Source organism: Escherichia sp. WS2035 (assembly GCF_046487065.1).
Taxonomy (GTDB): domain Bacteria; phylum Pseudomonadota; class Gammaproteobacteria; order Enterobacterales; family Enterobacteriaceae; genus Escherichia; species Escherichia coli.
On the sequence record NZ_JBJQKD010000009.1, the window covers coordinates 71,457 to 96,709 of the forward strand.

The 25,253-nt window shown below is 49.6% G+C and carries 24 protein-coding genes and 2 tRNA genes; 18 read left to right on the top strand and 8 right to left on the bottom strand.

The annotated features are described in order from the left end of the window. Positions 1 to 83: 83 nt before the first annotated feature. Positions 84 to 1,196: an AI-2E family transporter YdiK gene (gene ydiK / locus ACJHX4_RS15915; protein WP_000248637.1), complete on the bottom strand. Its 1,113-nt coding sequence runs from the start codon at positions 1,194 to 1,196 to the stop codon at positions 84 to 86. A gap of 213 nt (positions 1,197 to 1,409) precedes the next feature. Here ydiK and ACJHX4_RS15920 point away from each other — a divergent pair, with 213 nt between their 5' ends. From ACJHX4_RS15920 to ldtE, 10 genes are all read left to right on the top strand, one after another. After that, positions 1,410 to 4,466: an FAD-binding and (Fe-S)-binding domain-containing protein gene (locus ACJHX4_RS15920; RefSeq protein ID WP_000612984.1), complete on the top strand. Its 3,057-nt coding sequence runs from the start codon at positions 1,410 to 1,412 to the stop codon at positions 4,464 to 4,466. Next, positions 4,463 to 4,873 (top strand): 1,4-dihydroxy-2-naphthoyl-CoA hydrolase, encoded by a 411-nt coding sequence (gene menI / locus ACJHX4_RS15925; protein ID WP_000637988.1) that lies wholly within the window; start codon positions 4,463 to 4,465, stop codon positions 4,871 to 4,873. The genes ACJHX4_RS15920 and menI overlap by 4 nt, the downstream gene beginning before the upstream one ends. Before the next feature lie 99 nt (positions 4,874 to 4,972). Beyond that, positions 4,973 to 5,161, top strand: a complete 189-nt coding sequence (locus ACJHX4_RS15930; RefSeq protein ID WP_001296104.1) for a YdiH family protein — start codon at positions 4,973 to 4,975, stop codon at positions 5,159 to 5,161. A 548-nt stretch (positions 5,162 to 5,709) separates the two neighbouring features. Next, the gene (gene sufA / locus ACJHX4_RS15935) at positions 5,710 to 6,078 is read left to right on the top strand and encodes a Fe-S cluster assembly scaffold SufA (protein WP_000367158.1); all 369 of its coding nucleotides are present in this window, start codon (positions 5,710 to 5,712) and stop codon (positions 6,076 to 6,078) included. 8 nt (positions 6,079 to 6,086) lie between these two features. Then, positions 6,087 to 7,574 (top strand): Fe-S cluster assembly protein SufB, encoded by a 1,488-nt coding sequence (gene sufB / locus ACJHX4_RS15940; protein WP_001296103.1) that lies wholly within the window; start codon positions 6,087 to 6,089, stop codon positions 7,572 to 7,574. Positions 7,575 to 7,583: 9 nt separating this feature from the next. Further along, positions 7,584 to 8,330, top strand: coding sequence for a Fe-S cluster assembly ATPase SufC (sufC, locus tag ACJHX4_RS15945; RefSeq protein WP_000948882.1), 747 nt, complete (start codon positions 7,584 to 7,586; stop codon positions 8,328 to 8,330). Then, positions 8,305 to 9,576, top strand: a complete 1,272-nt coding sequence (sufD, locus tag ACJHX4_RS15950; protein WP_000907957.1) for a Fe-S cluster assembly protein SufD — start codon at positions 8,305 to 8,307, stop codon at positions 9,574 to 9,576. The genes sufC and sufD overlap by 26 nt, the downstream gene beginning before the upstream one ends. Beyond that, complete coding sequence (sufS, locus tag ACJHX4_RS15955; RefSeq protein ID WP_000144583.1) at positions 9,573 to 10,793, top strand: cysteine desulfurase SufS; 1,221 nt, start codon at positions 9,573 to 9,575, stop codon at positions 10,791 to 10,793. The genes sufD and sufS overlap by 4 nt, the downstream gene beginning before the upstream one ends. Positions 10,794 to 10,805: 12 nt before the next feature. Next, positions 10,806 to 11,222 carry a cysteine desulfuration protein SufE gene (gene sufE / locus ACJHX4_RS15960; protein ID WP_000279730.1) on the top strand — a complete coding sequence of 139 codons (417 nt, stop codon included), beginning with the start codon at positions 10,806 to 10,808 and terminating at the stop codon, positions 11,220 to 11,222. Positions 11,223 to 11,370: 148 nt separating this feature from the next. Further along, positions 11,371 to 12,375 (top strand): L,D-transpeptidase LdtE, encoded by a 1,005-nt coding sequence (ldtE, locus tag ACJHX4_RS15965; RefSeq protein WP_000817095.1) that lies wholly within the window; start codon positions 11,371 to 11,373, stop codon positions 12,373 to 12,375. Positions 12,376 to 12,437: 62 nt separating this feature from the next. Here the strand turns inward: ldtE and lpp are convergent, their stop codons facing one another. The 3 genes from lpp to ACJHX4_RS15980 all read right to left on the bottom strand — a co-directional run bounded on the left by lpp (position 12,438) and on the right by ACJHX4_RS15980 (position 14,599). After that, positions 12,438 to 12,674: a murein lipoprotein Lpp gene (gene lpp / locus ACJHX4_RS15970; RefSeq protein WP_000648420.1), complete on the bottom strand. Its 237-nt coding sequence runs from the start codon at positions 12,672 to 12,674 to the stop codon at positions 12,438 to 12,440. Between the two features lie 310 nt (positions 12,675 to 12,984). Continuing rightward, positions 12,985 to 14,397, bottom strand: a complete 1,413-nt coding sequence (gene pykF, locus ACJHX4_RS15975; RefSeq protein ID WP_001295403.1) for a pyruvate kinase PykF — start codon at positions 14,395 to 14,397, stop codon at positions 12,985 to 12,987. A 7-nt stretch (positions 14,398 to 14,404) separates the two neighbouring features. Beyond that, positions 14,405 to 14,599: a hypothetical protein gene (locus ACJHX4_RS15980; RefSeq protein WP_242788909.1), complete on the bottom strand. Its 195-nt coding sequence runs from the start codon at positions 14,597 to 14,599 to the stop codon at positions 14,405 to 14,407. 354 nt (positions 14,600 to 14,953) lie between these two features. Between ACJHX4_RS15980 and fumD the strand changes: the two genes are divergently transcribed. The 7 genes from fumD (at position 14,954) to ydhT (ending at position 21,349) form a co-directional block, all read left to right on the top strand. After that, a complete protein-coding gene (gene fumD, locus ACJHX4_RS15985; protein ID WP_000528342.1) occupies positions 14,954 to 15,163 on the top strand; it encodes a fumarate hydratase FumD in 210 nt (69 codons plus the stop codon). A gap of 455 nt (positions 15,164 to 15,618) precedes the next feature. After that, positions 15,619 to 16,245, top strand: a complete 627-nt coding sequence (locus ACJHX4_RS15990; protein WP_001070248.1) for a ferredoxin-like protein — start codon at positions 15,619 to 15,621, stop codon at positions 16,243 to 16,245. A gap of 20 nt (positions 16,246 to 16,265) precedes the next feature. Then, positions 16,266 to 18,368: an aldehyde ferredoxin oxidoreductase gene (locus ACJHX4_RS15995; protein ID WP_001273524.1), complete on the top strand. Its 2,103-nt coding sequence runs from the start codon at positions 16,266 to 16,268 to the stop codon at positions 18,366 to 18,368. Positions 18,369 to 18,380: 12 nt separating this feature from the next. Then, the gene (locus ACJHX4_RS16000) at positions 18,381 to 19,019 is read left to right on the top strand and encodes a YdhW family putative oxidoreductase system protein (RefSeq protein WP_001296102.1); all 639 of its coding nucleotides are present in this window, start codon (positions 18,381 to 18,383) and stop codon (positions 19,017 to 19,019) included. Between the two features lie 63 nt (positions 19,020 to 19,082). After that, complete coding sequence (locus ACJHX4_RS16005; protein WP_001296101.1) at positions 19,083 to 19,751, top strand: 4Fe-4S dicluster domain-containing protein; 669 nt, start codon at positions 19,083 to 19,085, stop codon at positions 19,749 to 19,751. After that, positions 19,748 to 20,533, top strand: coding sequence for a thiosulfate reductase cytochrome B subunit (phsC, locus tag ACJHX4_RS16010; RefSeq protein ID WP_001070015.1), 786 nt, complete (start codon positions 19,748 to 19,750; stop codon positions 20,531 to 20,533). Before ACJHX4_RS16005 ends, phsC begins: the two co-directional genes overlap by 4 nt. A 3-nt stretch (positions 20,534 to 20,536) precedes the next feature. Further along, positions 20,537 to 21,349, top strand: coding sequence for a protein YdhT (gene ydhT, locus ACJHX4_RS16015; RefSeq protein ID WP_000587585.1), 813 nt, complete (start codon positions 20,537 to 20,539; stop codon positions 21,347 to 21,349). Positions 21,350 to 21,360: 11 nt separating this feature from the next. Here the strand turns inward: ydhT and ACJHX4_RS16020 are convergent, their stop codons facing one another. From ACJHX4_RS16020 to ACJHX4_RS16035, 4 genes are all read right to left on the bottom strand, one after another. Then, positions 21,361 to 22,965, bottom strand: a complete 1,605-nt coding sequence (locus tag ACJHX4_RS16020; RefSeq protein ID WP_000848170.1) for an FAD-NAD(P)-binding protein — start codon at positions 22,963 to 22,965, stop codon at positions 21,361 to 21,363. Between the two features lie 125 nt (positions 22,966 to 23,090). Next, positions 23,091 to 23,396, bottom strand: a complete 306-nt coding sequence (locus tag ACJHX4_RS16025; RefSeq protein WP_000212681.1) for a monooxygenase — start codon at positions 23,394 to 23,396, stop codon at positions 23,091 to 23,093. 108 nt (positions 23,397 to 23,504) lie between these two features. Beyond that, positions 23,505 to 23,581: transfer RNA gene (locus ACJHX4_RS16030), tRNA-Val, on the bottom strand. Between the two features lie 4 nt (positions 23,582 to 23,585). After that, positions 23,586 to 23,662: transfer RNA gene (locus tag ACJHX4_RS16035), tRNA-Val, on the bottom strand. 307 nt (positions 23,663 to 23,969) lie between these two features. On the opposite strand from ACJHX4_RS16035, the gene ACJHX4_RS16040 reads away from it, so the two are divergent. Next, positions 23,970 to 25,226, top strand: coding sequence for an AIDA repeat-containing protein (locus tag ACJHX4_RS16040; protein WP_000534260.1), 1,257 nt, complete (start codon positions 23,970 to 23,972; stop codon positions 25,224 to 25,226). Positions 25,227 to 25,253 lie beyond the last annotated feature (27 nt).

The following is a 25,253-nucleotide window of genomic DNA, read 5'->3' on the forward strand; positions in this document are numbered from 1 at the left end:
TAAGCAGGAAAATATGGGGAAGAGCAAGCAAATATCAATTAGCAGGGGTTAACAATCAGGCGGCAGAGCCGCCTGATGAGAAATTACTTATTCGATTTCTCGATTTCGCCAAGTTCTTCGAGAATTTCTTCCGGTTGGTCCGTCGGCGGTGGGACTTCTTCCACCCACGCGGCAAACAGACGCCAGGAAACGGCTAACAGAACCGGACCAATAAACAGACCGATCATCCCGAAAGCAATCAAACCACCAATAACGCCAGAGAGGATCAGGATCAGCGGTAAATCGGCACCCATGCGAATTAACATTGGGCGGATGACGTTATCGAGCGTGCCAACCACACCGCTCCAAACTAACAATACCGTTCCCCAGGTGGTATCGCCAGTCCAGTAGAGCCAGATAATCGCCGGAATCAGTACCGGCAACGGTCCAAGCTGGACAAGGCAGGAGAGGATCATTAACACCGTTAGCAAAGTTGCATAAGGTACGCCGGATACGGCGAGGCCGATACCGCCAAGCACTGCCTGTACTAACGCCGTCACCACCACACCCAGCGCCACCGCGCGGATAGCCTGTGCCGCCAGCAGCACGGCGGCATCTCCGCGAACGCCTGCCAGACGGGTTGCAAAATGGCGAATGCCTTGTGCCACCTGTTCACCGCGCCAGTACAGCAGGGCGCTGAAGAGAAGCATCAGCGCACAATGCACCATAAAGCGCCCGATATGCGCCGCCTGCCCAACGAACCAGGTGGTGGTGGTGCCAATATAAGGACGGACTTTCGCCATGATCGCCGTCCCCCCCATATCCAGCAAATTGTGCCAGCCTGCATATAGCTTCGCGCCAATCACCGGAATGGTATTAAGCCACGCCAGATCGGGTAACGTCATGTCACCACTGGAAATGGCTTTAATTAGCGGGCCGCTGCCGTCGACGATACTGTTAACCAGCAAAGCAATAGGGATGATAAACACCATCACTAATAACAGCGTCATCACCAGAACGGCGAGAGAGCGGCGACCAAACATGATCTTTTGCAAACGTAACAATACCGGCCAGGTGGCGATAACCACTGTACCGGCCCATGCAAAGCCGAGAATAAAGGGTTGTACAATCCACAGACATGCCACAATCATGATGGCTAAAAACAGCACCGAAAGCAGAATTTGTGCGACATCCCTGGGCTGACGAACATTTACCATAACTACTTTTCACCTTTTTTGTGCGTCAAATCGTCGACGCGACGTGAACACGCGAAACTCACCTGCATAATGATGAGCAATTTCAGCGGTTTTTAACAGGTCGATTCTGCCCTTAATTCTGATGGGCGTGTTAGAAAAAAATGTGGTACAACAACTCAGGCAACACGCAAACGATTAATCTCTCATCACAGACCGCAGGAAAGGGTCAATATAATGATTCCACAGATTTCCCAGGCACCCGGCGTCGTTCAACTGGTGCTTAATTTTTTGCAAGAGCTGGAGCAACAGGGTTTTACCGGCGATACGGCGACAAGTTATGCCGATCGTCTGACAATGTCGACTGACAACAGTATTTACCAACTTCTCCCCGATGCGGTGGTATTTCCGCGTTCAACCGCAGATGTAGCGCTGATCGCCCGTCTTGCCGCGCAGGAACGCTATTCATCGTTGATCTTTACCCCCCGCGGCGGCGGCACCGGCACTAACGGTCAGGCGCTCAACCAGGGGATTATTGTTGATATGTCCCGCCATATGAACCGCATCATCGAAATTAACCCTGAAGAGGGCTGGGTGCGCGTTGAGGCCGGGGTGATTAAAGACCAACTCAATCAGTACCTGAAACCCTTTGGCTACTTTTTTGCGCCAGAACTTTCGACCAGCAACCGGGCAACGCTCGGCGGGATGATCAATACCGATGCATCCGGTCAGGGATCGCTGGTCTATGGCAAAACGTCAGATCACGTACTTGGCGTACGCGCGGTGTTGTTGGGGGGCGATATTCTCGATACGCAACCTTTACCCGTCGAACTGGCGGAAACGCTGGGTAAATCCAATACCACAATCGGGCGAATTTATAACACGGTTTATCAACGTTGCCGTCAGCAACGCCAGTTAATCATCGACAACTTCCCCAAGCTTAACCGCTTTCTTACCGGTTACGATCTGCGTCATGTCTTTAACGATGAGATGACCGAGTTCGACCTGACGCGCATTCTGACGGGTTCAGAAGGGACGCTGGCCTTTATTACCGAAGCGCGACTGGATATTACGCGCTTGCCTAAAGTACGCCGTCTGGTGAACGTCAAATATGACTCTTTTGACTCCGCGCTGCGTAACGCGCCGTTTATGGTTGAGGCGCGCGCGCTTTCGGTAGAGACGGTGGACTCAAAAGTGCTCAACCTTGCACGGGAAGATATTGTCTGGCATTCCGTCAGCGAGTTGATTACCGATGTGCCTGATAAAGAGATGCTTGGGCTGAACATTGTGGAATTTGCCGGTGATGATGAGGCACTGATTGACGAGCGAGTTAATGCACTCTGTGTGCGGCTTGATGAGCTGATTGCCAGCCAACAGGCAGGAGTGATCGGCTGGCAGGTGTGCCGCGAGCTGGCGGGTGTTGAACGTATCTATGCGATGCGCAAAAAAGCCGTTGGTCTGCTTGGCAATGCCAAAGGTGCTGCTAAGCCAATTCCGTTTGCTGAGGATACCTGCGTACCGCCGGAACACCTGGCGGATTATATTGCTGAATTTCGCGCGCTGCTCGACAGCCACGGCTTAAGCTACGGTATGTTCGGTCACGTCGACGCAGGTGTCTTGCACGTCCGTCCGGCGCTGGATATGTGCGATCCGCAACAAGAGATTTTGATGAAGCAAATCTCTGATGATGTAGTGGCGCTTACCGCGAAATACGGTGGTTTGTTGTGGGGCGAACACGGCAAAGGTTTTCGCGCCGAATACAGCCCGGCGTTTTTCGGTGAGGAACTTTTTGCAGAACTGCGTAAAGTGAAAGCGGCATTTGACCCGCATAACCGACTCAACCCCGGGAAGATTTGCCCGCCAGAAGGTCTCGATGCGCCGATGATGAAAGTGGACGCGGTGAAGCGCGGTACATTCGATCGACAGATCCCCATTGCGGTACGCCAGCAGTGGCGTGGTGCAATGGAGTGTAACGGCAACGGTTTATGCTTCAACTTTGATGCTCGTAGTCCGATGTGTCCGTCGATGAAGATCACCCAGAACCGGATTCATTCACCGAAAGGGCGCGCTACGCTGGTACGTGAATGGCTGCGTTTGTTGGCGGATCGCGGCGTTGACCCACTCAAACTGGAACAAGAACTTCCTGAATCCGGAGTCAGTTTGCGGACGTTAATTGCCCGCACGCGCAATAGTTGGCATGCGAATAAAGGCGAATATGACTTCTCACACGAAGTCAAAGAGGCGATGTCGGGCTGTCTGGCCTGTAAAGCGTGTTCGACTCAGTGCCCCATCAAAATTGATGTGCCGGAGTTTCGCTCTCGTTTCCTGCAACTCTATCACACCCGTTATTTACGCCCGCTGCGCGACCACCTCGTCGCTACGGTTGAGAGTTACGCACCGCTGATGGCACGCGCGCCGAAAACCTTTAATTTCTTCATTAACCAGCCGCTGGTGCGCAAACTCTCGGAAAAACATATCGGCATGGTTGATTTGCCGCTGCTGTCGGTCCCCTCGCTACAACAACAAATGGTGGGGCATCGCTCGGCAAACATGACGCTGGAACAGCTTGAAGCTCTCAATGCAGAGCAGAAAGCGCGCACGGTGCTTGTGGTGCAGGACCCCTTTACCAGCTATTACGATGCTCAAGTGGTGGCGGATTTTGTCCGTCTGGTCGAAAAATTAGGTTTCCAGCCCGTGTTACTGCCATTTTCGCCAAATGGCAAAGCCCAGCATATCAAAGGTTTTCTTAATCGTTTTGCGAAGACGGCGAAAAAGACGGCGGATTTCCTCAACCGTATGGCGAAGCTGGGTATGCCAATGGTAGGCGTCGACCCGGCGCTGGTACTTTGTTATCGCGATGAATATAAACTGGCTCTGGGCGAGGAGCGTGGCGAGTTTAACGTCTTACTGGCGAATGAATGGCTGGCAAGCGCACTTGAGTCACAGCCAGTGGCTACAGTCAGCGGTGAATCATGGTATTTCTTTGGTCACTGTACCGAAGTTACCGCCTTGCCGGGCGCGCCAGCACAATGGGCGGCAATATTTGCCCGTTTTGGCGCGAAACTGGAAAATGTCAGCGTGGGGTGCTGCGGCATGGCAGGGACTTACGGACATGAAGCGAAAAATCATAAAAATTCGCTCGGGATCTATGAGTTATCCTGGCATCAGGCGATGCAGCGACTGCCGCGTAATCGCTGTCTGGCGACCGGATATTCCTGCCGTAGTCAGGTAAAACGGGTTGAAGGCACGGGGGTACGCCATCCTGTGCAGGCTTTACTGGAGATTATTAAATGATATGGAAACGAAAAATCACCCTGGAAGCACTGAATGCTATGGGGGAAGGAAACATGGTGGGGTTGCTGGATATTCGCTTTGAACATATTGGTGATGACACCCTTGAAGCGACAATGCCAGTAGACTCGCGGACAAAGCAGCCTTTCGGGTTGCTGCATGGAGGTGCATCCGTGGTACTGGCCGAAAGTATCGGTTCCGTTGCCGGTTATTTATGTACCGAGGGTGAGCAAAAAGTGGTTGGTCTGGAAATCAATGCTAACCACGTCCGCTCAGTACGAGAAGGGCGGGTGCGCGGCGTATGTAAACCGTTGCATCTCGGTTCGCGTCACCAGGTCTGGCAGATTGAAATCTTCGATGAGAAAGGGCGTTTGTGCTGTTCGTCACGATTGACGACCGCTATTTTGTGACGTTGTCACCAGAAAAGTGTGACGCATATTGCTTTTGGTTATTATCTGCACAGTAAACGGTGGTATACTGTGCAGGTCTTGTCTAAAAGCGAGGATGCTATGTCTACTCAACTTGATCCCACCCAACTGGCCATTGAATTTTTACGCCGTGACCAAAGCAATCTTTCACCTGCCCAATATCTCAAGCGTCTGAAACAATTAGAACTTGAATTTGCTGACCTGCTTACTCTCTCTTCTGCTGAATTAAAAGAAGAAATCTATTTCGCCTGGCGTCTGGGCGTGCATTGATCCTGATTTAATGTCGCGAGTTCGCCAAATCGGCCTGGATTAATCTTCGTCCAGGTTCGAGGGCCTTCTTAATACTGCCTATCTACCCGCCTGATAACGTTCAAAAATAATACAAATCGCAGTTTGTGTTAAAACAGTGGGTTAGCTTTATGAGATTATCCTTATCGCCCCTTCAAGAGCTAAGCCACTGTGAGTGCCGGAGATAAGCGCCGGATGGGGTAGAAACCCTTAAGCCTGTGTCGCACAGACTTAAGGGTTTTCTTATTTCTGAACGCTGCACTTTTTTACCTATCCCTTAAATAGTCATTTTCAATGCAACTTTTTCTTTTTCATCACAGCCTTAATGCTCCTTAGATAATAATCATTATCTAACAATGAGATACCTAATTCTTAGCGTGCCTGTTAACCCACAAATCAGGGTCTATGCTTATTAAAAGCAGGTAAAAAGCATGTTTTACGCTAAAGCCCCTGCGTTTGCTGGGTTGAACTGATAATCATTATCACTAACATGCTGTTATACGCTGAAAGCGATGAAGTGAGGTAAATCGATGGACATGCATTCAGGAACCTTTAATCCACAGGATTTCGCCTGGCAAGGCTTAACGCTGACACCCGCAGCGGCGATACACATCCGCGAACTGGTGGCAAAGCAGCCGGGTATGATCGGCGTGCGCTTAGGCGTGAAGCAAACGGGCTGCGCGGGCTTTGGCTATGTGCTCGACAGTGTTAGCGAGCCGGACAAAGACGATCTGCTGTTTGAACACGACGGCGCGAAGCTGTTTGTCCCGCTGCAAGCGATGCCTTTTATTGATGGCACGGAAGTCGATTTCGTTCGTGAAGGACTTAATCAGATATTCAAATTTCACAACCCTAAAGCCCAGAATGAATGTGGCTGTGGCGAAAGCTTTGGGGTATAGGCGGTACTATGTCTCGTAATACTGAAGCAACTGACGATGTCAAAACCTGGACCGGCGGCCCGCTGAATTATAAAGAAGGATTCTTCACCCAGTTAGCCACCGATGAGCTGGCAAAGGGGATAAACGAAGAGGTGGTGCGCGCAATTTCGGCGAAGCGTAATGAGCCGGAGTGGATGCTGGAGTTTCGTCTCAACGCCTATCACGCATGGCTGGAGATGGAAGAACCGCACTGGTTGAAAGCGCACTACGACAAGCTGAATTATCAGGATTACAGCTACTACTCGGCACCATCGTGCGGTAATTGTGACGACAACTGCGCGTCTGAACCCGGCGCGGTGCAGCAAACTGGCGCGAACGCCTTTTTAAGTAAAGAGGTGGAGGCGGCGTTTGAGCAGTTGGGCGTTCCCGTGCGGGAAGGCAAAGAGGTGGCGGTGGATGCCATTTTCGACTCTGTTTCGGTTGCCACTACTTATCGCGAAAAACTGGCAGAGCAGGGAATTATTTTTTGTTCCTTTGGCGAGGCGATCCACGATCACCCGGAACTGGTGCGTAAATATCTCGGCACCGTGGTGCCGGGGAATGACAACTTCTTTGCCGCACTTAATGCGGCGGTAGCCTCTGACGGTACGTTTATTTATGTGCCTAAAGGCGTGCGTTGCCCGATGGAACTTTCCACCTATTTTCGCATTAACGCGGAAAAAACCGGGCAGTTTGAGCGCACCATTCTGGTGGCCGACGAAGACAGCTACGTTAGCTACATTGAAGGCTGTTCCGCTCCGGTGCGTGACAGCTATCAGTTACACGCGGCGGTGGTGGAAGTCATCATCCATAAAAACGCCGAGGTGAAATATTCTACGGTACAAAACTGGTTCCCTGGCGATAACAACACCGGCGGTATTCTCAACTTCGTCACCAAGCGTGCTTTGTGCGAAGGCGAAAACAGCAAAATGTCATGGACGCAATCAGAAACCGGGTCAGCGATTACGTGGAAATATCCCAGCTGCATTTTGCGCGGCGATAACTCCATTGGTGAGTTTTACTCAGTGGCGCTGACCAGCGGTCATCAACAAGCGGATACCGGCACCAAGATGATCCACATCGGTAAAAACACCAAATCGACCGTTATCTCGAAAGGGATCTCTGCCGGACATAGTCAGAACAGTTATCGCGGCTTAGTGAAAATCATGCCGACGGCAACCAATGCGCGCAATTTCACTCAGTGCGACTCAATGCTGATTGGCGCTAATTGTGGGGCGCATACCTTCCCGTATGTCGAATGTCGCAATAACAGCGCTCAGCTGGAGCACGAGGCAACGACATCACGTATTGGTGAAGATCAACTGTTTTACTGCCTGCAACGCGGGATCAGCGAAGAAGATGCCATCTCGATGATTGTTAACGGTTTTTGCAAAGACGTGTTCTCGGAACTGCCGCTGGAATTTGCCGTTGAAGCACAAAAACTCCTCGCCATCAGCCTTGAGCATAGCGTCGGATAAGGAATAAACATGTTAAGTATTAAAGATTTACACGTCAGCGTGGAAGATAAAGCTATCCTGCGTGGATTAAGCCTCGATGTTCGTCCCGGCGAAGTTCACGCCATTATGGGGCCAAACGGTTCGGGCAAAAGTACCTTATCGGCAACGCTTGCCGGGCGAGAAGATTATGAAGTGACGAGCGGCACGGTTGAGTTTAAAGGCAAAGATTTGCTTGCGCTGTCGCCGGAAGATCGTGCAGGTGAAGGCATCTTTATGGCCTTCCAGTATCCGGTGGAAATTCCCGGCGTCAGTAACCAGTTTTTCCTGCAAACGGCACTTAATGCGGTGCGCAGCTATCGCGGCCAGGAAACGCTCGACCGCTTTGATTTTCAGGATTTGATGGAAGAGAAAATCGCTCTCCTGAAGATGCCGGAAGATTTATTAACCCGTTCGGTAAACGTTGGTTTTTCCGGCGGCGAGAAAAAGCGCAACGATATTTTGCAAATGGCGGTGCTGGAACCGGAGTTATGCATTCTTGATGAGTCAGACTCCGGGCTGGATATTGACGCATTAAAAGTGGTTGCCGATGGCGTGAACTCGCTGCGTGACGGCAAGCGTTCATTCATCATTGTTACGCACTATCAACGCATTCTCGACTACATCAAGCCTGATTACGTCCATGTGCTGTATCAGGGACGAATTGTGAAATCCGGCGATTTCACGTTGGTCAAACAACTGGAGGAGCAGGGTTATGGCTGGCTTACCGAACAGCAGTAACGCACTGCAACAGTGGCATCATTTGTTTGAAGCTGAAGGGGCGAAACGCTCCCCGCAAGCACAGCAGCATTTACAACAATTGCTGCGTACCGGACTGCCGACACGTAAACATGAAAACTGGAAATATACGCCGCTGGACGGGCTGACCAATAGCCAGTTTGTCTGCATTGCGGGGGAGATATCCCCACAGCAGCGTGATGCCTTAGCGTTAACGTTAGACGCCGTGCGGCTGGTGTTTGTCGATGGACGTTACGTGCCCGCACTGAGCGATGCAACTGAAGGCAGCGGATATGAAGTGAGCATTAACGACGACCGTCAGGGGTTACCCGACGCTATTCAGGCGGAAGTGTTTCTGCATTTGACGGAAAGCCTGGCACAAAGCGTGACGCATATCGCCGTGAAGCGCGGTCAACGGCCGACAAAGCCATTGCTGTTAATGCATATCACCCAGGGCGTGGCAGGTGAAGAGGTGAATACTGCCCATTACCGGCATCATCTGGATCTGGCGGAAGGTGCCGAAGCAACGGTGATCGAACATTTTGTCAGCCTTAATGATGCTCGTCACTTCACCGGCGCACGGTTCACTATCAACGTCGCAGCGAACGCCCATTTGCAGCATATCAAGCTGGCGTTTGAAAACCCGCTCAGTCACCACTTTGCTCATAACGATTTGTTGCTGGCTGATGATGCCACCGCATTTAGCCACAGTTTCCTGCTGGGTGGCGCAGTGTTACGACACAACACCAGTACGCAACTCAATGGCGAAAACAGCACGGTGCGGATCAATAGCCTGGCGATGCCGGTGAAAAACGAGGTGTGTGATACTCGTACCTGGCTGGAACACAATAAAGGTTTTTGTAACAGCCGACAGTTGCACAAAACTATCGTCAGCGACAAAGGCCGCGCGGTATTTAACGGTTTGATCAACGTCGCGCAGCACGCCATCAAAACGGATGGTCAGATGACCAACAATAATCTGCTGATGGGCAAACTGGCGGAAGTGGATACTAAACCGCAGCTGGAAATCTATGCAGATGATGTGAAATGCAGCCACGGCGCGACGGTGGGGCGTATTGATGACGAACAGATGTTTTATCTGCGCTCGCGCGGGATCAATCAGCAAGATGCCCAGCAGATGATCATCTACGCCTTTGCTGCCGAACTGACGGAAGCACTGTGTGATGAGGGGCTTAAACAGCAGGTGATGGCCCGAATCGGTCAACGACTGCCAGGAGGTGCAAGATGACTTTTTCCGTCGACAAAGTGCGGGCCGACTTTCCGGTGCTTTCTCGTGAGGTAAACGGTTTGCCGCTGGCTTATCTCGACAGTGCCGCCAGTGCGCAGAAACCAAGCCAGGTGATTGACGCCGAGGCTGAGTTTTATCGTCACGGCTACGCGGCGGTGCATCGCGGTATTCATACCTTAAGCGCCCAGGCGACCGAGAAAATGGAGAACGTGCGCAAGCGGGCATCGCTGTTTATTAATGCCCGTTCGGCGGAAGAGCTGGTGTTCGTCCGCGGCACGACGGAAGGGATCAATCTGGTCGCCAATAGCTGGGGCAACAGCAATGTGCGAGCGGGCGATAACATCATCATCAGTCAGATGGAGCACCACGCTAACATTGTCCCCTGGCAGATGCTTTGCGCACGCGTTGGCGCAGAGCTGCGTGTGATCCCGCTCAACCCCGACGGTACTCTGCAACTGGAGACGCTGCCTACGCTGTTTGATGAGAAAACTCGCCTGCTGGCAATTACTCATGTCTCCAACGTGCTTGGGACAGAAAATCCGCTGGCGGAGATGATCACACTTGCGCATCAACATGGCGCAAAAGTGCTGGTGGATGGCGCTCAGGCGGTGATGCATCATCCGGTGGATGTTCAGGCGCTGGATTGCGATTTCTACGTGTTTTCCGGGCATAAACTGTATGGTCCCACCGGCATTGGCGTGCTGTATGTCAAAGAAGCCTTGTTGCAGGAGATGCCGCCGTGGGAAGGGGGCGGTTCTATGATTGCCACCGTTAGCCTGAGTGAAGGCACTACCTGGACCAAAGCGCCGTGGCGGTTTGAAGCCGGTACGCCCAATACCGGAGGTATTATTGGCCTTGGCGCGGCGCTGGAGTATGTTTCGGCGCTGGGGCTTAATAACATAGCCGAGTATGAACAGAATCTGATGCACTACGCGCTAGCACAGCTGGAATCTGTACCGGATCTCACTCTCTATGGCCCACAGAACAGGCTTGGCGTTATTGCTTTTAATCTCGGTAAACACCACGCCTATGATGTTGGCAGTTTTCTCGATAATTACGGCATTGCTGTGCGTACCGGACATCACTGCGCTATGCCATTAATGGCCTATTACAACGTCCCCGCGATGTGTCGGGCGTCGCTGGCAATGTACAACACCCATGAAGAAGTGGATCGTCTGGTAACTGGATTGCAACGTATTCATCGTCTACTGGGGTAAAAGGGAGGCTCTATGGCTGTATTGCCGGATAAAGAAAAATTGCTGCGTAACTTTTTACGCTGCGCCAACTGGGAAGAGAAATATCTCTACATTATTGAACTGGGACAGCGTCTGCCAGAATTACGTGACGAAGACAAAAGCCCGCAAAATAGCATCCAGGGCTGCCAGAGTCAGGTGTGGATTGTAATGCGCCAGAATGCGCAGGGAATTATTGAATTGCAGGGCGACAGCGATGCGGCCATTGTAAAAGGGCTTATTGCGGTCGTCTTTATTCTTTACGATCAAATGACGCCGCAGGATATTGTCAATTTCGATGTGCGCCCGTGGTTTGAAAAAATGGCGCTCACCCAACATCTCACCCCATCACGCTCACAAGGTCTGGAAGCGATGATTCGCGCAATTCGCGCCAAAGCCGCTGCACTTAGCTAAACTAAAGGGACAGCTTTCATCCGGTTGGCTCACATTGTCGGGTGGTCAATGTTTACACTGGCCTGCACAGGAGTGTTTTGGTTTCAGGTGAACATAAGCGCCATCCGACGTTTCAGCGTGAGTCTCCGGCAAATACAGGAGGTTTACAATGAAACGCGCGTCTTTGCTTACACTCACGCTTATCGGCGCTTTTAGCGCCATCCAGGCTGCCTGGGCGGTTGATTATCCGCTACCACCAACCGGCAGCCGACTGGTTGGGCAAAATCAAACGTATACGGTGCAAGAAGGGGATAAAAACCTTCAGGCCATCGCCCGACGTTTTGATACTGCGGCAATGTTGATCCTTGAAGCCAATAACACTATCGCCCCGGTGCCAAAACCCGGTACGACGATAACTATTCCTTCACAACTGTTATTACCTGATGCACCGCGCCAGGGGATAATTGTGAACCTTGCAGAACTGCGCCTTTATTATTATCCGCCGGGAGAAAATATCGTGCAGGTTTATCCGATAGGTATTGGTTTGCAGGGGCTGGAAACGCCGGTGATGGAAACGCGTGTGGGGCAGAAAATCCCTAACCCAACCTGGACGCCTACGGCGGGCATTCGTCAACGTTCGCTGGAGCGTGGCATTAAATTACCGCCGGTCGTTCCTGCCGGGCCAAATAACCCGCTAGGACGTTACGCACTGCGCCTCGCGCATGGTAATGGCGAATACCTCATTCATGGCACCAGTGCGCCGGACAGCGTCGGTTTGCGCGTCAGTTCGGGCTGTATTCGCATGAATGCACCGGATATTAAAGCTTTATTCTCCAGCGTGCGGACGGGAACGCCGGTGAAAGTGATCAACGAACCGGTGAAATATTCCGTGGAACCTAACGGGATGCGTTATGTTGAAGTACATCGACCACTATCGGCAGAAGAACAGCAGAACGTTCAGACAATGCCGTACACGCTGCCAGCAGGCTTTACGCAATTTAAAGACAATAAGGCTGTAGATCAGAAGTTAGTCGATAAAGCGTTGTATCGTCGGGCAGGGTATCCGGTTGCGGTGAGCAGTGGAGCAACTCCCGCAGCCAGCAATGCGCCTTCAGTAGAGTCAGCGCAGAATGGGGAACCAGAGCAAGGGAATATGTTACGCGCGACGCAGTAGCGGTAAATAGCAGGCAAAAAAATGGCGCACAATGTGCGCCATTTTTCACTTCACAGGTACTATTACTTGCGGTATTTAGTAGCCATGTTGTCCAGACGCTGGTTAGCACGAGCTGCGTCATCTTTAGCAGCCTGAACGTCGGAACGCATTGCGTTCACGTCGTTGCTCAGCTGGTCAACTTTAGCGTTCAGAGTCTGAACGTCAGAAGACAGCTGATCGATTTTAGCGTTGCTGGAGCAACCTGCCAGCAGAGTAGAACCCAGGATTACCGCGCCCAGTACCAGTTTAGTAGCTTTCATTATTAATACCCTCTAGATTGAGTTAATCTCCATGTAGCGTTACAAGTATTACACAAAGTTTTTTATGTTGAGAATATTTTTTTGATGGGAAGGCACTTATTTTTGATCGTTCGCTCAAAGAAGCATCGAACGCTGGGTTTTAGATAAAAAAATTGAGAGAAAACAGGATGCTTCCATCGGATTCATCTTAGATAAAGTGAGATTATATAGTGAAATCCGATTTGATTTTTTATTGCTTCTGGTTATCGATTAAATAAAAAAAGCGCCCATCAGGACGCTTCGATATACAAATTAATTCACAAAAGCAATATTACAGGACGTGAACAGATGCGGTGTTAGTAGTGCCGCTCGGTACCAGTGCACCAGAAACCATAACTACGACATCACCTTTGTGTGCCAGACCGCTCTGCAGAGCCAGTTCTTTACCCAGACGGTAGAAGTCATCAGTAGAAGTGATCTCTTTAACCAGCTGCGGCACAACGCCTTTGCTCAGTACTAACTGGTGAGCCGTTTTTTCGTTGGTGGTCAGTGCCAGGATGGTGGCATCCGGGAAGTATTTACGTACTGCGCGAGCAGATTTACCGCCCTGAGTAGCAACCACGATCAGCGGAGCATCCAGTTTTTCAGCAGTTTCAACGGCACCACGGCATACCGCTTCGGTTATACGCAGTTTACGGTTGTCATTGTTGAACTCGAGACGGCTGTTCATCACGCGGTCGGTACGTTCGCAGATGGTCGCCATGATAGAAACCGCTTCCAGCGGGTATTTACCTTTTGCGGATTCACCAGACAGCATCACTGCGTCAGTACCGTCGAGGATGGCGTTTGCAACGTCACCGGCTTCTGCGCGAGTCGGGCGTGGGTTTTTGATCATGGAATCCAGCATCTGGGTCGCAGTGATAACGACTTTACGTGCACGGATACATTTTTCGATCATCATCTTCTGGGCGAAGATAACTTCTTCTACCGGGATTTCTACACCCAGGTCGCCACGCGCAACCATGATGCCGTCAGAGGCTTCGAGGATTTCGTCGAAGTTGTTGAGGCCTTCCTGGTTTTCGATTTTGGAGATGATGTGGATGTTTTCGCCGCCGTGCGCTTTCAGGTGCTCACGGATTTCGATAACGTCAGAACGCTTACGAATAAAGGAAGCAGCAACAAAGTCTACGCCTTGTTCGCAACCAAAGATCAGGTCCTGTTTGTCTTTTTCAGCCAGTGCTGGCAGGGCAATGGAAACGCCAGGCAGGTTCACACCTTTGTTTTCGCCCAGGTCGCCGTTGTTCAGCACTTTACAGATAACTTTGTTACCTTCAATGGCGGTAACTTCCATACCGATCAGACCGTCGTCAACCAGTACGGTGTTGCCAACAGACAGGTCAGTAGTGAAACCTTCATACGTTACCGCAACCATTTCGCTGTTGCCGATAACAGATTTATCAGTAGTGAAAGTAAAGGTCTGACCCGCTTTCAGAGAAACGTCGTTACCGCCTTCCAGTTTCATGGTGCGGATTTCCGGACCTTTGGTATCAAGCAGGATAGCGGCGGTTTTACCAGTTTTGCTCATCACGTTGCGCAGATTCTGAATGCGCTGACCGTGTTCTGCATAGTCACCATGAGAGAAGTTCAGACGCATAACGTTCATGCCAGCGTCCAGCATTTTAGCTAACATCTCTTCAGATTCGGTTTTCGGTCCGATGGTGCAAACAATTTTGGTCTTTTTCATGACAGTCTTAGTCTTTAAGTTGAGAAGGATGGGAGAAACTTGCTTTCTGGGCGCACTGCCGGAAAGCGAATCCGGTATTACGAAAGTGGTTGTGCCTCGCTCTAAGGATAGGTGACATCGAAAAAGCGTGCAGAGGAATGTGTGCTTGTGTCTCAGCCCAACGTGAGTGCCTGTTTTTGAGTCGTTGAGTTCTACAGTCCAAAGTGCTGAAACCATTCAAGAGTCAATTGGCGCGCATTATACGCTGAAATTAATCCAAAAGGAAAACAAAAACAGCGTTTCAAAAAATATACAACTTGTTAGACAATAAATTGTTATCAAAGATTCAGCGTTCCAGGGAAAAGGTTACGCAAAAACTTCGTTGTTTGCGCAACGTCTGGTGCCGGGGTTGTCAGTGTGAGGATAAGTGAAAGTTCATCCGGTGTATAAATACATCATCGCTCAATTGCTACAGTTAAAATAATTTATCACGTTATTTGTCTGATTTTGTTTGATTTTTGTTTAATTGGTTAGATTGATATATGCTGATAGTTGGCATGATAAATAGGTATAAAGAATGGGAAACCGGACAAAAGAGGATGAACTGTACCGAGAAATGTGCAGAGTTGTCGGTAAAGTTGTGCTGGAAATGCGCGATCTGGGGCAGGAACCAAAGCATATTGTTATCGCAGGCGTATTACGTACAGCATTAGCCAATAAACGCATTCAGCGCAGTGAGCTGGAAAAGCAGGCGATGGAAACAGTCATTAACGCACTAGTAAAATGACCATTCAGGATGAGGCGGTAAGCTTCATCCTGATATTGTTAGTTCAGTTGCGGTCCAGTTAATCATTCTAAATAACAACTGCTGAAATTATACGAATTTCGGTGTATATTTTAATTTATAGCGATAAAGTTATTTTTATTTTCTGCGATGAATTTCACAAATAATTGTCGGTTAAGTTAAATTTATTTCAAATGATAATAAATATCACTTCACTTATAATTTCTTGCTTTGTGATTTTAATTGATAACGATCAATGTTAAGAGCCCAGAATAATCACATTATTTTTTCTCCTAACCATAAAGGATTAGTTTGTTAGCGTTAAATCTTTTCTCATACACTATCGGGTTAGGGAAAATATCTGGTGTTGAGGACAGCGTCAGCAGCGTATTAGTTGAGTGCTTAATATCAGGCTGTTGAATTGTCAGCACTGTGTTTGCGAAGAGGATGCGAAATAAATGAACCCGGTTGATCGTCCACTATTAAATATTGGCTTAACGCGATTAGAATTCTTGCGTATATCAGGAAAAGGCCTTGCTGGTTTAACAATTGCCCCTGCTTTACTGTCACTTTTGGGTTGCAAACAGGAAGATATTGATAGCGGCACAGTAGGGTTGATAAATACACCCAAAGGGGTGCTGGTGACCCAACGTGCGCGATGCACGGGTTGCCACCGCTGTGAAATCTCTTGTACCAACTTCAACGATGGCTCAGTAGGGACATTCTTCTCCCGTATCAAAATCCATCGCAATTATTTCTTTGGCGACAACGGGGTTGGCTCTGGCGGTGGCCTGTATGGCGATCTCAACTATACCGCGGATACCTGCCGTCAATGCAAAGAGTCGCAATGCATGAACGTCTGCCCGATTGGTGCGATTACCTGGCAGCAGAAAGAAGGCTGTATTACCGTCGATCATAAACGTTGTATTGGCTGTAGCGCCTGTACTACGGCATGCCCGTGGATGATGGCCACCGTAAATACCGAAAGTAAAAAATCCTCGAAATGTGTGTTATGCGGTGAATGCGCAAACGCCTGCCCAACAGGGGCGTTAAAAATTATCGAGTGGAAAGATATTACTGTGTGAATCTTGCAAAGGAAAAAATCATGGCTAACGGTTGGACAGGTAATATATTAAGAGTCAATCTCACGACAGGAAATATTACCCTCGAAGATTCCAGTAAATTTAAAAGTTTTGTCGGTGGCATGGGCTTCGGCTACAAAATTATGTATGACGAAGTACCGCCAGGCACGAAACCTTTCGATGAAGCGAATAAATTAGTTTTTGCTACCGGCCCATTAACTGGATCTGGTGCCCCCTGTAGTTCTCGCGTAAATATCACCTCACTTTCTACTTTTACCAAAGGAAATTTAGTCGTCGATGCCCATATGGGGGGCTTTTTTGCAGCGCAAATGAAATTCGCTGGATACGACGTCATTATTATCGAAGGGAAAGCGAAATCACCGGTATGGCTGAAGATTAAAGATGACAAAGTTAGCCTTGAAAAAGCCGATTTCTTATGGGGAAAAGGGACGCGCGCAACGACGGAAGAAATTTGTCGCTTGACCAGTCCGGAAACCTGTGTGGCGGCTATTGGTCAGGCTGGAGAAAACCTTGTTCCTCTCTCTGGCATGTTGAATAGCCGTAACCACAGCGGCGGTGCGGGAACTGGCGCAATAATGGGTTCGAAAAACCTGAAAGCGATTGCGGTTGAAGGGACGAAAGGGGTCAACATTGCCGATCGTCAGGAGATGAAGCGTCTCAACGATTACATGATGACTGAACTTATCGGTGCGAATAACAACCATGTCGTGCCAAGTACGCCGCAATCGTGGGCAGAGTATTCAGATCCCAAGTCACGTTGGACAGCACGTAAAGGGCTGTTTTGGGGCGCGGCTGAAGGTGGTCCGATTGAAACGGGGGAAATTCCGCCAGGCAATCAGAATACGGTCGGCTTTCGTACCTATAAATCCGTTTTTGACTTAGGTCCGGCGGCAGAGAAATACACAGTAAAAATGAGTGGCTGCCACTCTTGCCCGATCCGTTGTATGACCCAAATGAATATTCCTCGGGTGAAAGAGTTTGGCGTGCCCAGCACAGGTGGTAACACTTGTGTAGCAAACTTTGTCCATACCACCATCTTCCCGAACGGGCCGAAAGATTTTGAAGATAAGGACGATGGTCGTGTGATTGGTAACCTGGTTGGTCTGAATTTGTTCGATGACTACGGCCTATGGTGTAACTACGGGCAGTTGCATCGCGACTTTACTTATTGTTACAGCAAAGGTGTGTTCAAGCGTGTTCTGCCTGCTGAAGAGTATGCGGAAATTCGCTGGGATCAACTGGAAGCGGGTGACGTTAACTTTATTAAAGATTTTTACTACCGTCTGGCGCATCGCGTGGGTGAGTTGAGTCACCTGGCTGATGGTTCATATGCCATCGCAGAACGCTGGAATTTGGGTGAAGAGTACTGGGGCTACGCGAAAAATAAACTCTGGTCGCCGTTTGGCTATCCGGTTCACCATGCCAATGAAGCGTCAGCGCAAGTCGGTTCCATTGTTAACTGTATGTTCAACCGTGACTGCATGACGCATACCCATATCAATTTTATTGGTTCCGGCTTGCCATTGAAACTGCAGCGTGAAGTGGCGAAAGAGCTTTTTGGTTCTGAAGATGCTTACGATGAAACCAAAAACTACACACCGATCAATGACGCAAAAATTAAATATGCTAAGTGGTCGCTGTTGCGGGTCTGTTTGCATAACGCCGTCACCCTGTGCAACTGGGTCTGGCCAATGACCGTTTCGCCGCTGAAAAGCCGTAATTACCGGGGTGATCTGGCGCTTGAAGCCAAATTCTTCAAAGCGATCACTGGCGAAGATATGACTCAGGAAAAATTAGATTTAGCTGCAGAGCGTATCTTTACGTTGCATCGCGCCTACACGGTAAAACTGATGCAAACCAAAGATATGCGTAATGAACACGATCTTATCTGTTCCTGGGTATTCGACAAGGATCCGCAGATCCCGGTCTTTACTGAAGGTACAGACAAAATGGACCGTGACGATATGCATGCTTCGCTCACGATGTTCTACAAAGAAATGGGCTGGGACCCACAGCTTGGTTGTCCGACCCGCGAAACATTGCAGCGTCTGGGGCTGGAAGATATTGCCGCCGATCTGGCAGCACACAATCTACTGCCTGCGTAAGGAATGGGAGAGATGAACCATCAGGATGAATTGCCGTTAGCGAAAGTCAGCGAAATTGATGAGGCGAAGCGGCAATGGTTGCAGGGGATGCGTCACCCCGTTGATACGGTAACCGAACCAGAACCGGCTGAAATCCTGGCAGAGTTCATTCGCCAGCATTCTGCGGCTGGGCAGCTGGTGGCGCGCGCCGTGTTTCTCTCGCCACCCTATTCGGTTGCAGAAGAGGAACTGTCAGTTTTGCTGGAAAACATTAAGCAGAACGGAGACTACGCGGATATCGCTTGTATGACGGGAAGCCAGGATGATTACTATTACTCAACGCAGGCCATGAGTGAAAACTACGCGGCGATGTCTTTGCAAGTTGTGGAGCAGGACATTTGTCGCGCCATTGCACACGCCGTTCGTTTTGAGTGCCAGACGTATCCTCGTCCTTACAAAGTCGCCATGCTGATGCAAGCGCCATATTACTTCCAGGAAGCGCAGATTGAAGCCGCGATCGCCGCGATGGATGTTGCACCTGAATATGCCGATATACGGCAGGTGGAGTCATCGACGGCAGTGTTGTACTTGTTTAGCGAGCGATTTATGACCTATGGCAAGGCGTATGGCTTATGCGAATGGTTCGAGGTAGAGCAGTTTCAGAACCCCTGAAATTTCAGGGGGATGTCATGGATAGGGTGGACAGTTGCAGCCACTGCATTAGGGGATAATCAGATGTCCTTCACTCGACGCAAATTTGTTCTGGGGATGGGAACAGTAATCTTTTTTACTGGTTCTGCGTCTTCTCTGTTAGCGAATACGAGGCAAGAAAAGGAAGTTCGGTATGCCATGATTCATGACGAGTCACGGTGCAATGGCTGTAATATCTGCGCCCGCGCATGCCGTAAAACTAACCACGTCCCCGCTCAGGGAAGCCGTTTATCGATAGCACACATTCCAGTCATCGATAACGACAATGGAACGCAGTATCACTTTTTTCGTCAGTCATGTCAGCACTGCGAAGATGCTCCTTGCATCGACGTTTGCCCGACAGGGGCGTCGTGGCGTGATGAGCAGGGGATCGTGCGGGTAGAAAAATCGCAGTGCATCGGCTGCAGTTATTGCATTGGCGTTTGCCCGTACCAGGTTCGCTACCTTAACCCTGTCACTAAAGTGGCAGATAAATGTGATTTCTGCGCTGAGACCCGACTGGCAAAAGGCTTTCCGCCCATTTGCGTCAGTGCCTGCCCGGAACACGCATTGATCTTTGGTCACGAAGATAGCCCAGAAATTCAGGCGTGGTTGCAGGAAAATAAATACTATCAATATCAGCTACCTGGCGCCGGGAAACCGCATCTGTATCGCCGGTTCGGTCAACATTTGATTAAAAAGGAAAATGTATGAACCCGTCGCAACATGCTGAACAGTTTCAGAGCCAGTTGGCGAACTATGTGCCACAGTTCACCCCCCAATTTTGGCCGGTGTGGTTGATCATTGCCGGACTATTGCTGGTTGGGATGTGGTTGGTGCTGGGGCTACATGCCTTGCTTCGTGCTCGTGGCGTGAAGAAATCAGCCACCGATCATAGTGAGAGGATTTATCTTTACAGCAAAGCGGTCAGATTATGGCACTGGTCGAATGCGTTACTCTTTGTATTGTTGCTGGCAAGTGGGCTGATAAATCACTTTGCGCTGGTGGGCGCAACTGCGGTTAAAAGTCTGGTTGCGGTGCATGAAGTTTGCGGATTTTTGTTACTGGCATGCTGGCTTGGCTTTGTTCTGATCAATGCCGTTGGGGGTAATGGTCACCACTATCGCATTCGTCGTCAGGGTTGGCTGGATCGAGCGGCAAAACAAACGCGATTTTATTTGTTTGGCATTATGCAGGGGGAAGAACATCCTTTCCCGGCAACAACCCAGTCTAAATTTAATCCCTTACAGCAGGTCGCCTATGTTGGTGTCATGTATGGATTGTTGCCATTGTTACTATTGACGGGGCTGCTGTGTCTCTATCCGCAAGCCGTGGGAGATGTGTTTCCTGGCGTAAGATACTGGTTATTGCAGGCGCATTTTGCTCTGGCATTTATAAGCCTCTTTTTTATCTTCGGTCATCTTTATCTTTGCACCACGGGGCGTACGCCACACGAAACCTTTAAAAGCATGGTCGATGGCTATCACCGGCACTAACGAATGATCATTACACGAGCAGACCTGCGAGAATGGCGTATCGGAGCGGTGATGTATCGCTGGTTTCTGCGCCATTTCCCACGTGGCGGTAGTTATGCCGATATTCATCATGCACTGATTGAGGAAGGATATACGGACTGGGCGGAGAGTCTGGTTGAGTATGCGTGGAAAAAATGGCTGGCAGATGAAAACTTCGCGCATCAGGAAGTTTCCTCTATGCAAAAACTGGCCACAGATCCCGGAGAACGACTATTTTGCAGTCAGTTTGTCCGCAGCGACGATCATGCTCGCCTCGGCTGTTGTGAGGATAACGCCAGAATCGCAACCGCTGGGTATGCCGCGCAAATTGCCAGTATGGGTTATAGCGTGCGGATTGGAAGTGTCGGCTTTAACAGTCACATTGGCAGCTCCGGTGCACGCGCACGGGTTGCTGTAACCGGTAATTCTTCGCGGATAAGCAGCGCTGGAGATAGCGGTCGGATTGCGAATACCGGAATGCGAGTACGCGTTTGTACATTGGGTGAACGGTGTCATGTCGCCAGTAATGGTGACCTGGTGCAAATCGCCAGCTTTGGCGCAAACGCCAGAATTGCCAACAGCGGCGACAATGTACACATCATTGCCAGTGGTGAAAATTCAACGGTAGTGAGCACGGGCGTGGTCGACTCAATTATTCTCGGGCCAGGGGGATGCGCCGCACTGGCATATCATGACGGCGAAAGAGTTCGCTTCGCCGTCGCCATTGAAGGTGAAAACAATATTCGAGCCGGAGTCCGCTATCGTCTTAATGAACAACATCAGTTTGTTGAGTGCTGATAGCTTTACCTTTAATCAAACGAAAGACGCCGACGCGCACGGGATGCAGGTTTTACGACCGCCCGAGCCATCGCCTCTCCAATTTCTGCACATGCCGTAATTCCCTGAACGAAAGGCTGGTCGTGCATCAACCAGGGCAACGCGCCGAACGCTACGCGCCCACGAATATCTTCGGGTTGCTGTAACGTATAATCTTCGCCAACATTAGGGATTTCATCCCCTGTTTTCTGTAATTGTTCGCGTAGTCCAGGGAAAGGAATATCTTTCACTTTAAGCGGACGCTGCCCGCGGGCATCAATAAAAACGTCAAACGAGTAGCTATTGTCTTCCGTTTTCAGGACGGTGCGCGACTCATTAATTTCCATTTCGTAGTCTTCACCGAGGGCGAGAATATGAATGATTCCCGCTTCACGTAAGGCCAGTAGTCGACGAATAGACTCTGAAGGGATTGCCGCATAATTATCGATGAAAACCCGGGCAAGGCCTTTACTGAACCGTTTATGGTCGTGTTCATTCAGATGTGGAACAATTTCCTGTACGGCTTCATGCAGGCGCAGAATGACATAACGCCAGGGAACAGTATGTTTTTCTCGTTTATTGCGTTCGACTTCCTGGAGATTTTCTTCTGCCCAGTCAAATGGGTCGCGTTGTTTGCGCTCGGCAAACCAGGCTTGAGCAAAGGAATCGACATTCAGGCTCTCTAAGGCTATGCGTTGGCTCCAGTCTGGATCAGCAAACTTGATTTCCTCTACTATCAATCTAAATACCCGATCCAAAAGGCCCACTTCGCCTTTTTGAATCTCAGCATTTAATGCCTGATCGGTGATGATGTGTAAGGGCTCGTAGGGAATAGGGCAATAGAAATCGGCTTCGGGTAAAATACCTGTGCGCGACATTAACGTAATATTTAGCTTTTCATTTGCGTTATCGCGGTGAAAAGTGACGTGTTGTTTATCATCTTCAATGAACGAACCATGCTGAATAGCCACTGCCATTGCCGCATCCAGTCCGCTCAAGGATGTTCCCATAATACCCACGTTACACGCATCGACCTTTGCTTCCATCAGGCCTGACCACGGGCTGGGAAAATACGTTCTGGTTGCTTCTTCTTCATCAGGCCAGACGTGCCCCGTTGCGATCACCGCTAAATCAAACGTCTCGCTGGGTAAATTCAGATTTGTAGCGAGCATGACGCCAGCATTTGTAATTTGCAGATCGGTAACCTGGCATGATTCATAAACAGCCACTGCAAATTTTTGCTGTCGTGCCTGGTCTACTAATCGTAAAAATTGATCGCGGAAATATTCGCCCAGCAGAATTCGCGGTAAAAACTGACGATCGTGCAAGGTTTCTTTTTTAACGCCATAACGCTGGAGATGGCTGGCTTCTTGCTTTTGTAGCCATTCGAGATACGTGCAATAAATCGGCGGTATTTCAATACTGGCAATGTTTGCCAGCATCAGTTTTGAGTTTTCCTCATCACTGTATGGCATCCCGATACCGGCTTCGTCAGCCTGATCGAAGATAGAAATAGAAAGTGGCGTTTGTTGCTGTAGAAGCGAGAATAAGGTGTAGATCCCCGTAGGCCCGGCACCCACAATAGCAATTGTTTTCATTGTTACTTACCTGTACGCATTCTTTCGAATTTAGTGTTATCAGGTAAGTTTGGTTGAGATTTTTAGAATTTGAGAAATTTCAGACAGGGATGAAAAGGGCACTAACCGCCCTTGATTAAAATCTGTCAGGCAAGTTTTGCCTGATTGATTTGACTCAGTGGCACATTGACATCGAAAACTTTGGCGACAACTTCCTCAACGCCGAGATTTTTCAGTCGGGCAGTATGTTTTTCCAGATAGGCAAGGGCGCTTTTTTCATCAGTGAAAAGGTAGATCCCACCGGCTTCGTGGTTCTTTTCACTTTCTGTCCAAACCTTCCACAGAAAACCAGGTTCCTGATTAATCGACTCAGCAAGCGGTTTAAGCTGCTCAGCCATTGTGTCGCCAAATGGGCCATTGAAAGAAAAATGAAGTTGTAACAAAGTTGCCATAGCGATTCTCCTTCTGATAACGCATACGAAGACAGTGTAAATCTTTTAACGTATTGGATACAGAGAAGAAACAGAGGGAAAAAAGGAGAAGACCAGATTAAGAAAATCTGGTGCGTCCGAGTGGACTCGAACCACCGACCCCCACCATGTCAAGGTGGTGCTCTAACCAACTGAGCTACGGACGCAGGATGGTGCGTTCAATTGGACTCGAACCAACGACCCCCACCATGTCAAGGTGGTGCTCTAACCAACTGAGCTATGAACGCAACGTTGTAGGTGACAACGGGGACGAATATTAGCGGCAGAGTGGGAAGGTGGCAAGAGGCAAAACGTAATTTTCTGCGCTATTTCGACCGTTTGCAGAGCTTTTAAGCAAATTGGCTATATTTTGTTGATTTGCAAGGGCGATTTTTATTCAGGATCGCATTTACATCTGATACAACCCAATAATCCGTGTATCAGAGTTTAAACAGAGTTGTTTGCCACCATCTCAAATCTGTCGTGGATAAATCCTTCGTAGCCTTTACACTTAGGTAGCAATAAAGGCACACAGATGCAGCAAAGGAATAAATCATGGGATCTGATGCGAAAAACTTGATGAGCGACGGGAACGTGCAAATTGTTAAGACCGGCGAGGTTATTGGCGCGACGCAACTTACTGAAGGCGAGTTGATTGTTGAAGCTGGCGGAAGAGCCGAAAATACCGTGGTCACGGGGGCTGGCTGGTTGAAAGTGGCAACCGGTGGGATAGCCAAATGCACACAGTACGGTAACAATGGCACACTATCGGTCAGCGACGGTGCCATTGCCACAGATATTGTTCAGTCCGAGGGAGGCGCAATTAGTCTCTCTACGCTCGCTACGGTTAATGGCCGCCATCCCGAAGGTGAATTCAGCGTTGATAAAGGTTATGCCTGCGGTTTGTTGCTGGAAAATGGCGGTAACCTGCGTGTACTGGAAGGCCATCGCGCGGAAAAAATTATTCTCGATCAAGAGGGTGGCCTGTTGGTCAATGGGACAACCTCAGCGGTCGTGGTAGATGAAGGTGGTGAATTGTTGGTGTATCCAGGTGGGGAAGCCTGCAATTGTGAGATTAATCAGGGCGGCGTTTTTATGCTGGCGGGGAAAGCCAGTGATACGTTGCTTGCTGGTGGCACCATGAATAATCTCGGTGGTGAAGACTCTGACACTATTGTTGAGAATGGAGCCATCTATCGTCTGGGGACGGATGGTCTTCAGCTCTACAGTTCCGGTAAGACGCAAAACCTGTCCGTTAATGTGGGTGGTCGGGCTGAAGTGCATGCCGGTACGCTGGAAAATGCGGTAATACAAGGTGGGACAGTGATCCTGTTGTCACCCACCAGCGCGGACGAAAATTTTGTCGTAGAGGAAGATCGCGCACCGGTTGAACTGACCGGTAGTGTTGCATTACTGGACGGCGCTTCAATGATTATTGGCTATGGCGCAGATCTGCAACAATCAACGATTACTGTACAGCAGGGCGGTGTATTGATTCTCGACGGCAGTACGGTAAAAGGTGACAGTGTCACTTTTGGTATTGGTAACATCAATCTAAATGGCGGAAAACTGTGGCTGATCACTGATGCGGCAACGCATGTGCAACTGAAAGTGAAACGCCTGCGCGGAGAGGGAGCCATTTGCCTGCAAACCAGTGCGAAAGAAATTTCACCTGACTTCATCAATGTGAAAGGGGAAGTTACTGGTGATATACACGTTGAGATAACAGATGCCAGTCGGCAAACTCTGTGTAACGCACTGAAACTACAGCCAGACGAAGACGGGATTGGCGCAACGCTCCAGCCTGCGTAAAAACACAGGCGCAACCCGTGAAGGTTG

Bases quoted from the DNA above. Each gene is read 5' to 3' on its own strand.
- ydiK (WP_000248637.1), bottom strand. From the start codon at position 1,196: ATGGTAAATGTTCGTCAGCCCAGGGATGTCGCACAAATTCTGCTTTCG.
- ACJHX4_RS15920 (WP_000612984.1), top strand. From the start codon at position 1,410: ATGATTCCACAGATTTCCCAGGCACCCGGCGTCGTTCAACTGGTGCTT.
- menI (WP_000637988.1), top strand. From the start codon at position 4,463: ATGATATGGAAACGAAAAATCACCCTGGAAGCACTGAATGCTATGGGG.
- ACJHX4_RS15930 (WP_001296104.1), top strand. From the start codon at position 4,973: ATGTCTACTCAACTTGATCCCACCCAACTGGCCATTGAATTTTTACGC.
- sufA (WP_000367158.1), top strand. From the start codon at position 5,710: ATGGACATGCATTCAGGAACCTTTAATCCACAGGATTTCGCCTGGCAA.
- sufB (WP_001296103.1), top strand. From the start codon at position 6,087: ATGTCTCGTAATACTGAAGCAACTGACGATGTCAAAACCTGGACCGGC.
- sufC (WP_000948882.1), top strand. From the start codon at position 7,584: ATGTTAAGTATTAAAGATTTACACGTCAGCGTGGAAGATAAAGCTATC.
- sufD (WP_000907957.1), top strand. From the start codon at position 8,305: ATGGCTGGCTTACCGAACAGCAGTAACGCACTGCAACAGTGGCATCAT.
- sufS (WP_000144583.1), top strand. From the start codon at position 9,573: ATGACTTTTTCCGTCGACAAAGTGCGGGCCGACTTTCCGGTGCTTTCT.
- sufE (WP_000279730.1), top strand. From the start codon at position 10,806: ATGGCTGTATTGCCGGATAAAGAAAAATTGCTGCGTAACTTTTTACGC.
- ldtE (WP_000817095.1), top strand. From the start codon at position 11,371: ATGAAACGCGCGTCTTTGCTTACACTCACGCTTATCGGCGCTTTTAGC.
- lpp (WP_000648420.1), bottom strand. From the start codon at position 12,674: ATGAAAGCTACTAAACTGGTACTGGGCGCGGTAATCCTGGGTTCTACT.
- pykF (WP_001295403.1), bottom strand. From the start codon at position 14,397: ATGAAAAAGACCAAAATTGTTTGCACCATCGGACCGAAAACCGAATCT.
- fumD (WP_000528342.1), top strand. From the start codon at position 14,954: ATGGGAAACCGGACAAAAGAGGATGAACTGTACCGAGAAATGTGCAGA.
- ACJHX4_RS15990 (WP_001070248.1), top strand. From the start codon at position 15,619: ATGAACCCGGTTGATCGTCCACTATTAAATATTGGCTTAACGCGATTA.
- ACJHX4_RS15995 (WP_001273524.1), top strand. From the start codon at position 16,266: ATGGCTAACGGTTGGACAGGTAATATATTAAGAGTCAATCTCACGACA.
- ACJHX4_RS16000 (WP_001296102.1), top strand. From the start codon at position 18,381: ATGAACCATCAGGATGAATTGCCGTTAGCGAAAGTCAGCGAAATTGAT.
- ACJHX4_RS16005 (WP_001296101.1), top strand. From the start codon at position 19,083: ATGTCCTTCACTCGACGCAAATTTGTTCTGGGGATGGGAACAGTAATC.
- phsC (WP_001070015.1), top strand. From the start codon at position 19,748: ATGAACCCGTCGCAACATGCTGAACAGTTTCAGAGCCAGTTGGCGAAC.
- ydhT (WP_000587585.1), top strand. From the start codon at position 20,537: ATGATCATTACACGAGCAGACCTGCGAGAATGGCGTATCGGAGCGGTG.
- ACJHX4_RS16020 (WP_000848170.1), bottom strand. From the start codon at position 22,965: ATGAAAACAATTGCTATTGTGGGTGCCGGGCCTACGGGGATCTACACC.
- ACJHX4_RS16025 (WP_000212681.1), bottom strand. From the start codon at position 23,396: ATGGCAACTTTGTTACAACTTCATTTTTCTTTCAATGGCCCATTTGGC.
- ACJHX4_RS16040 (WP_000534260.1), top strand. From the start codon at position 23,970: ATGGGATCTGATGCGAAAAACTTGATGAGCGACGGGAACGTGCAAATT.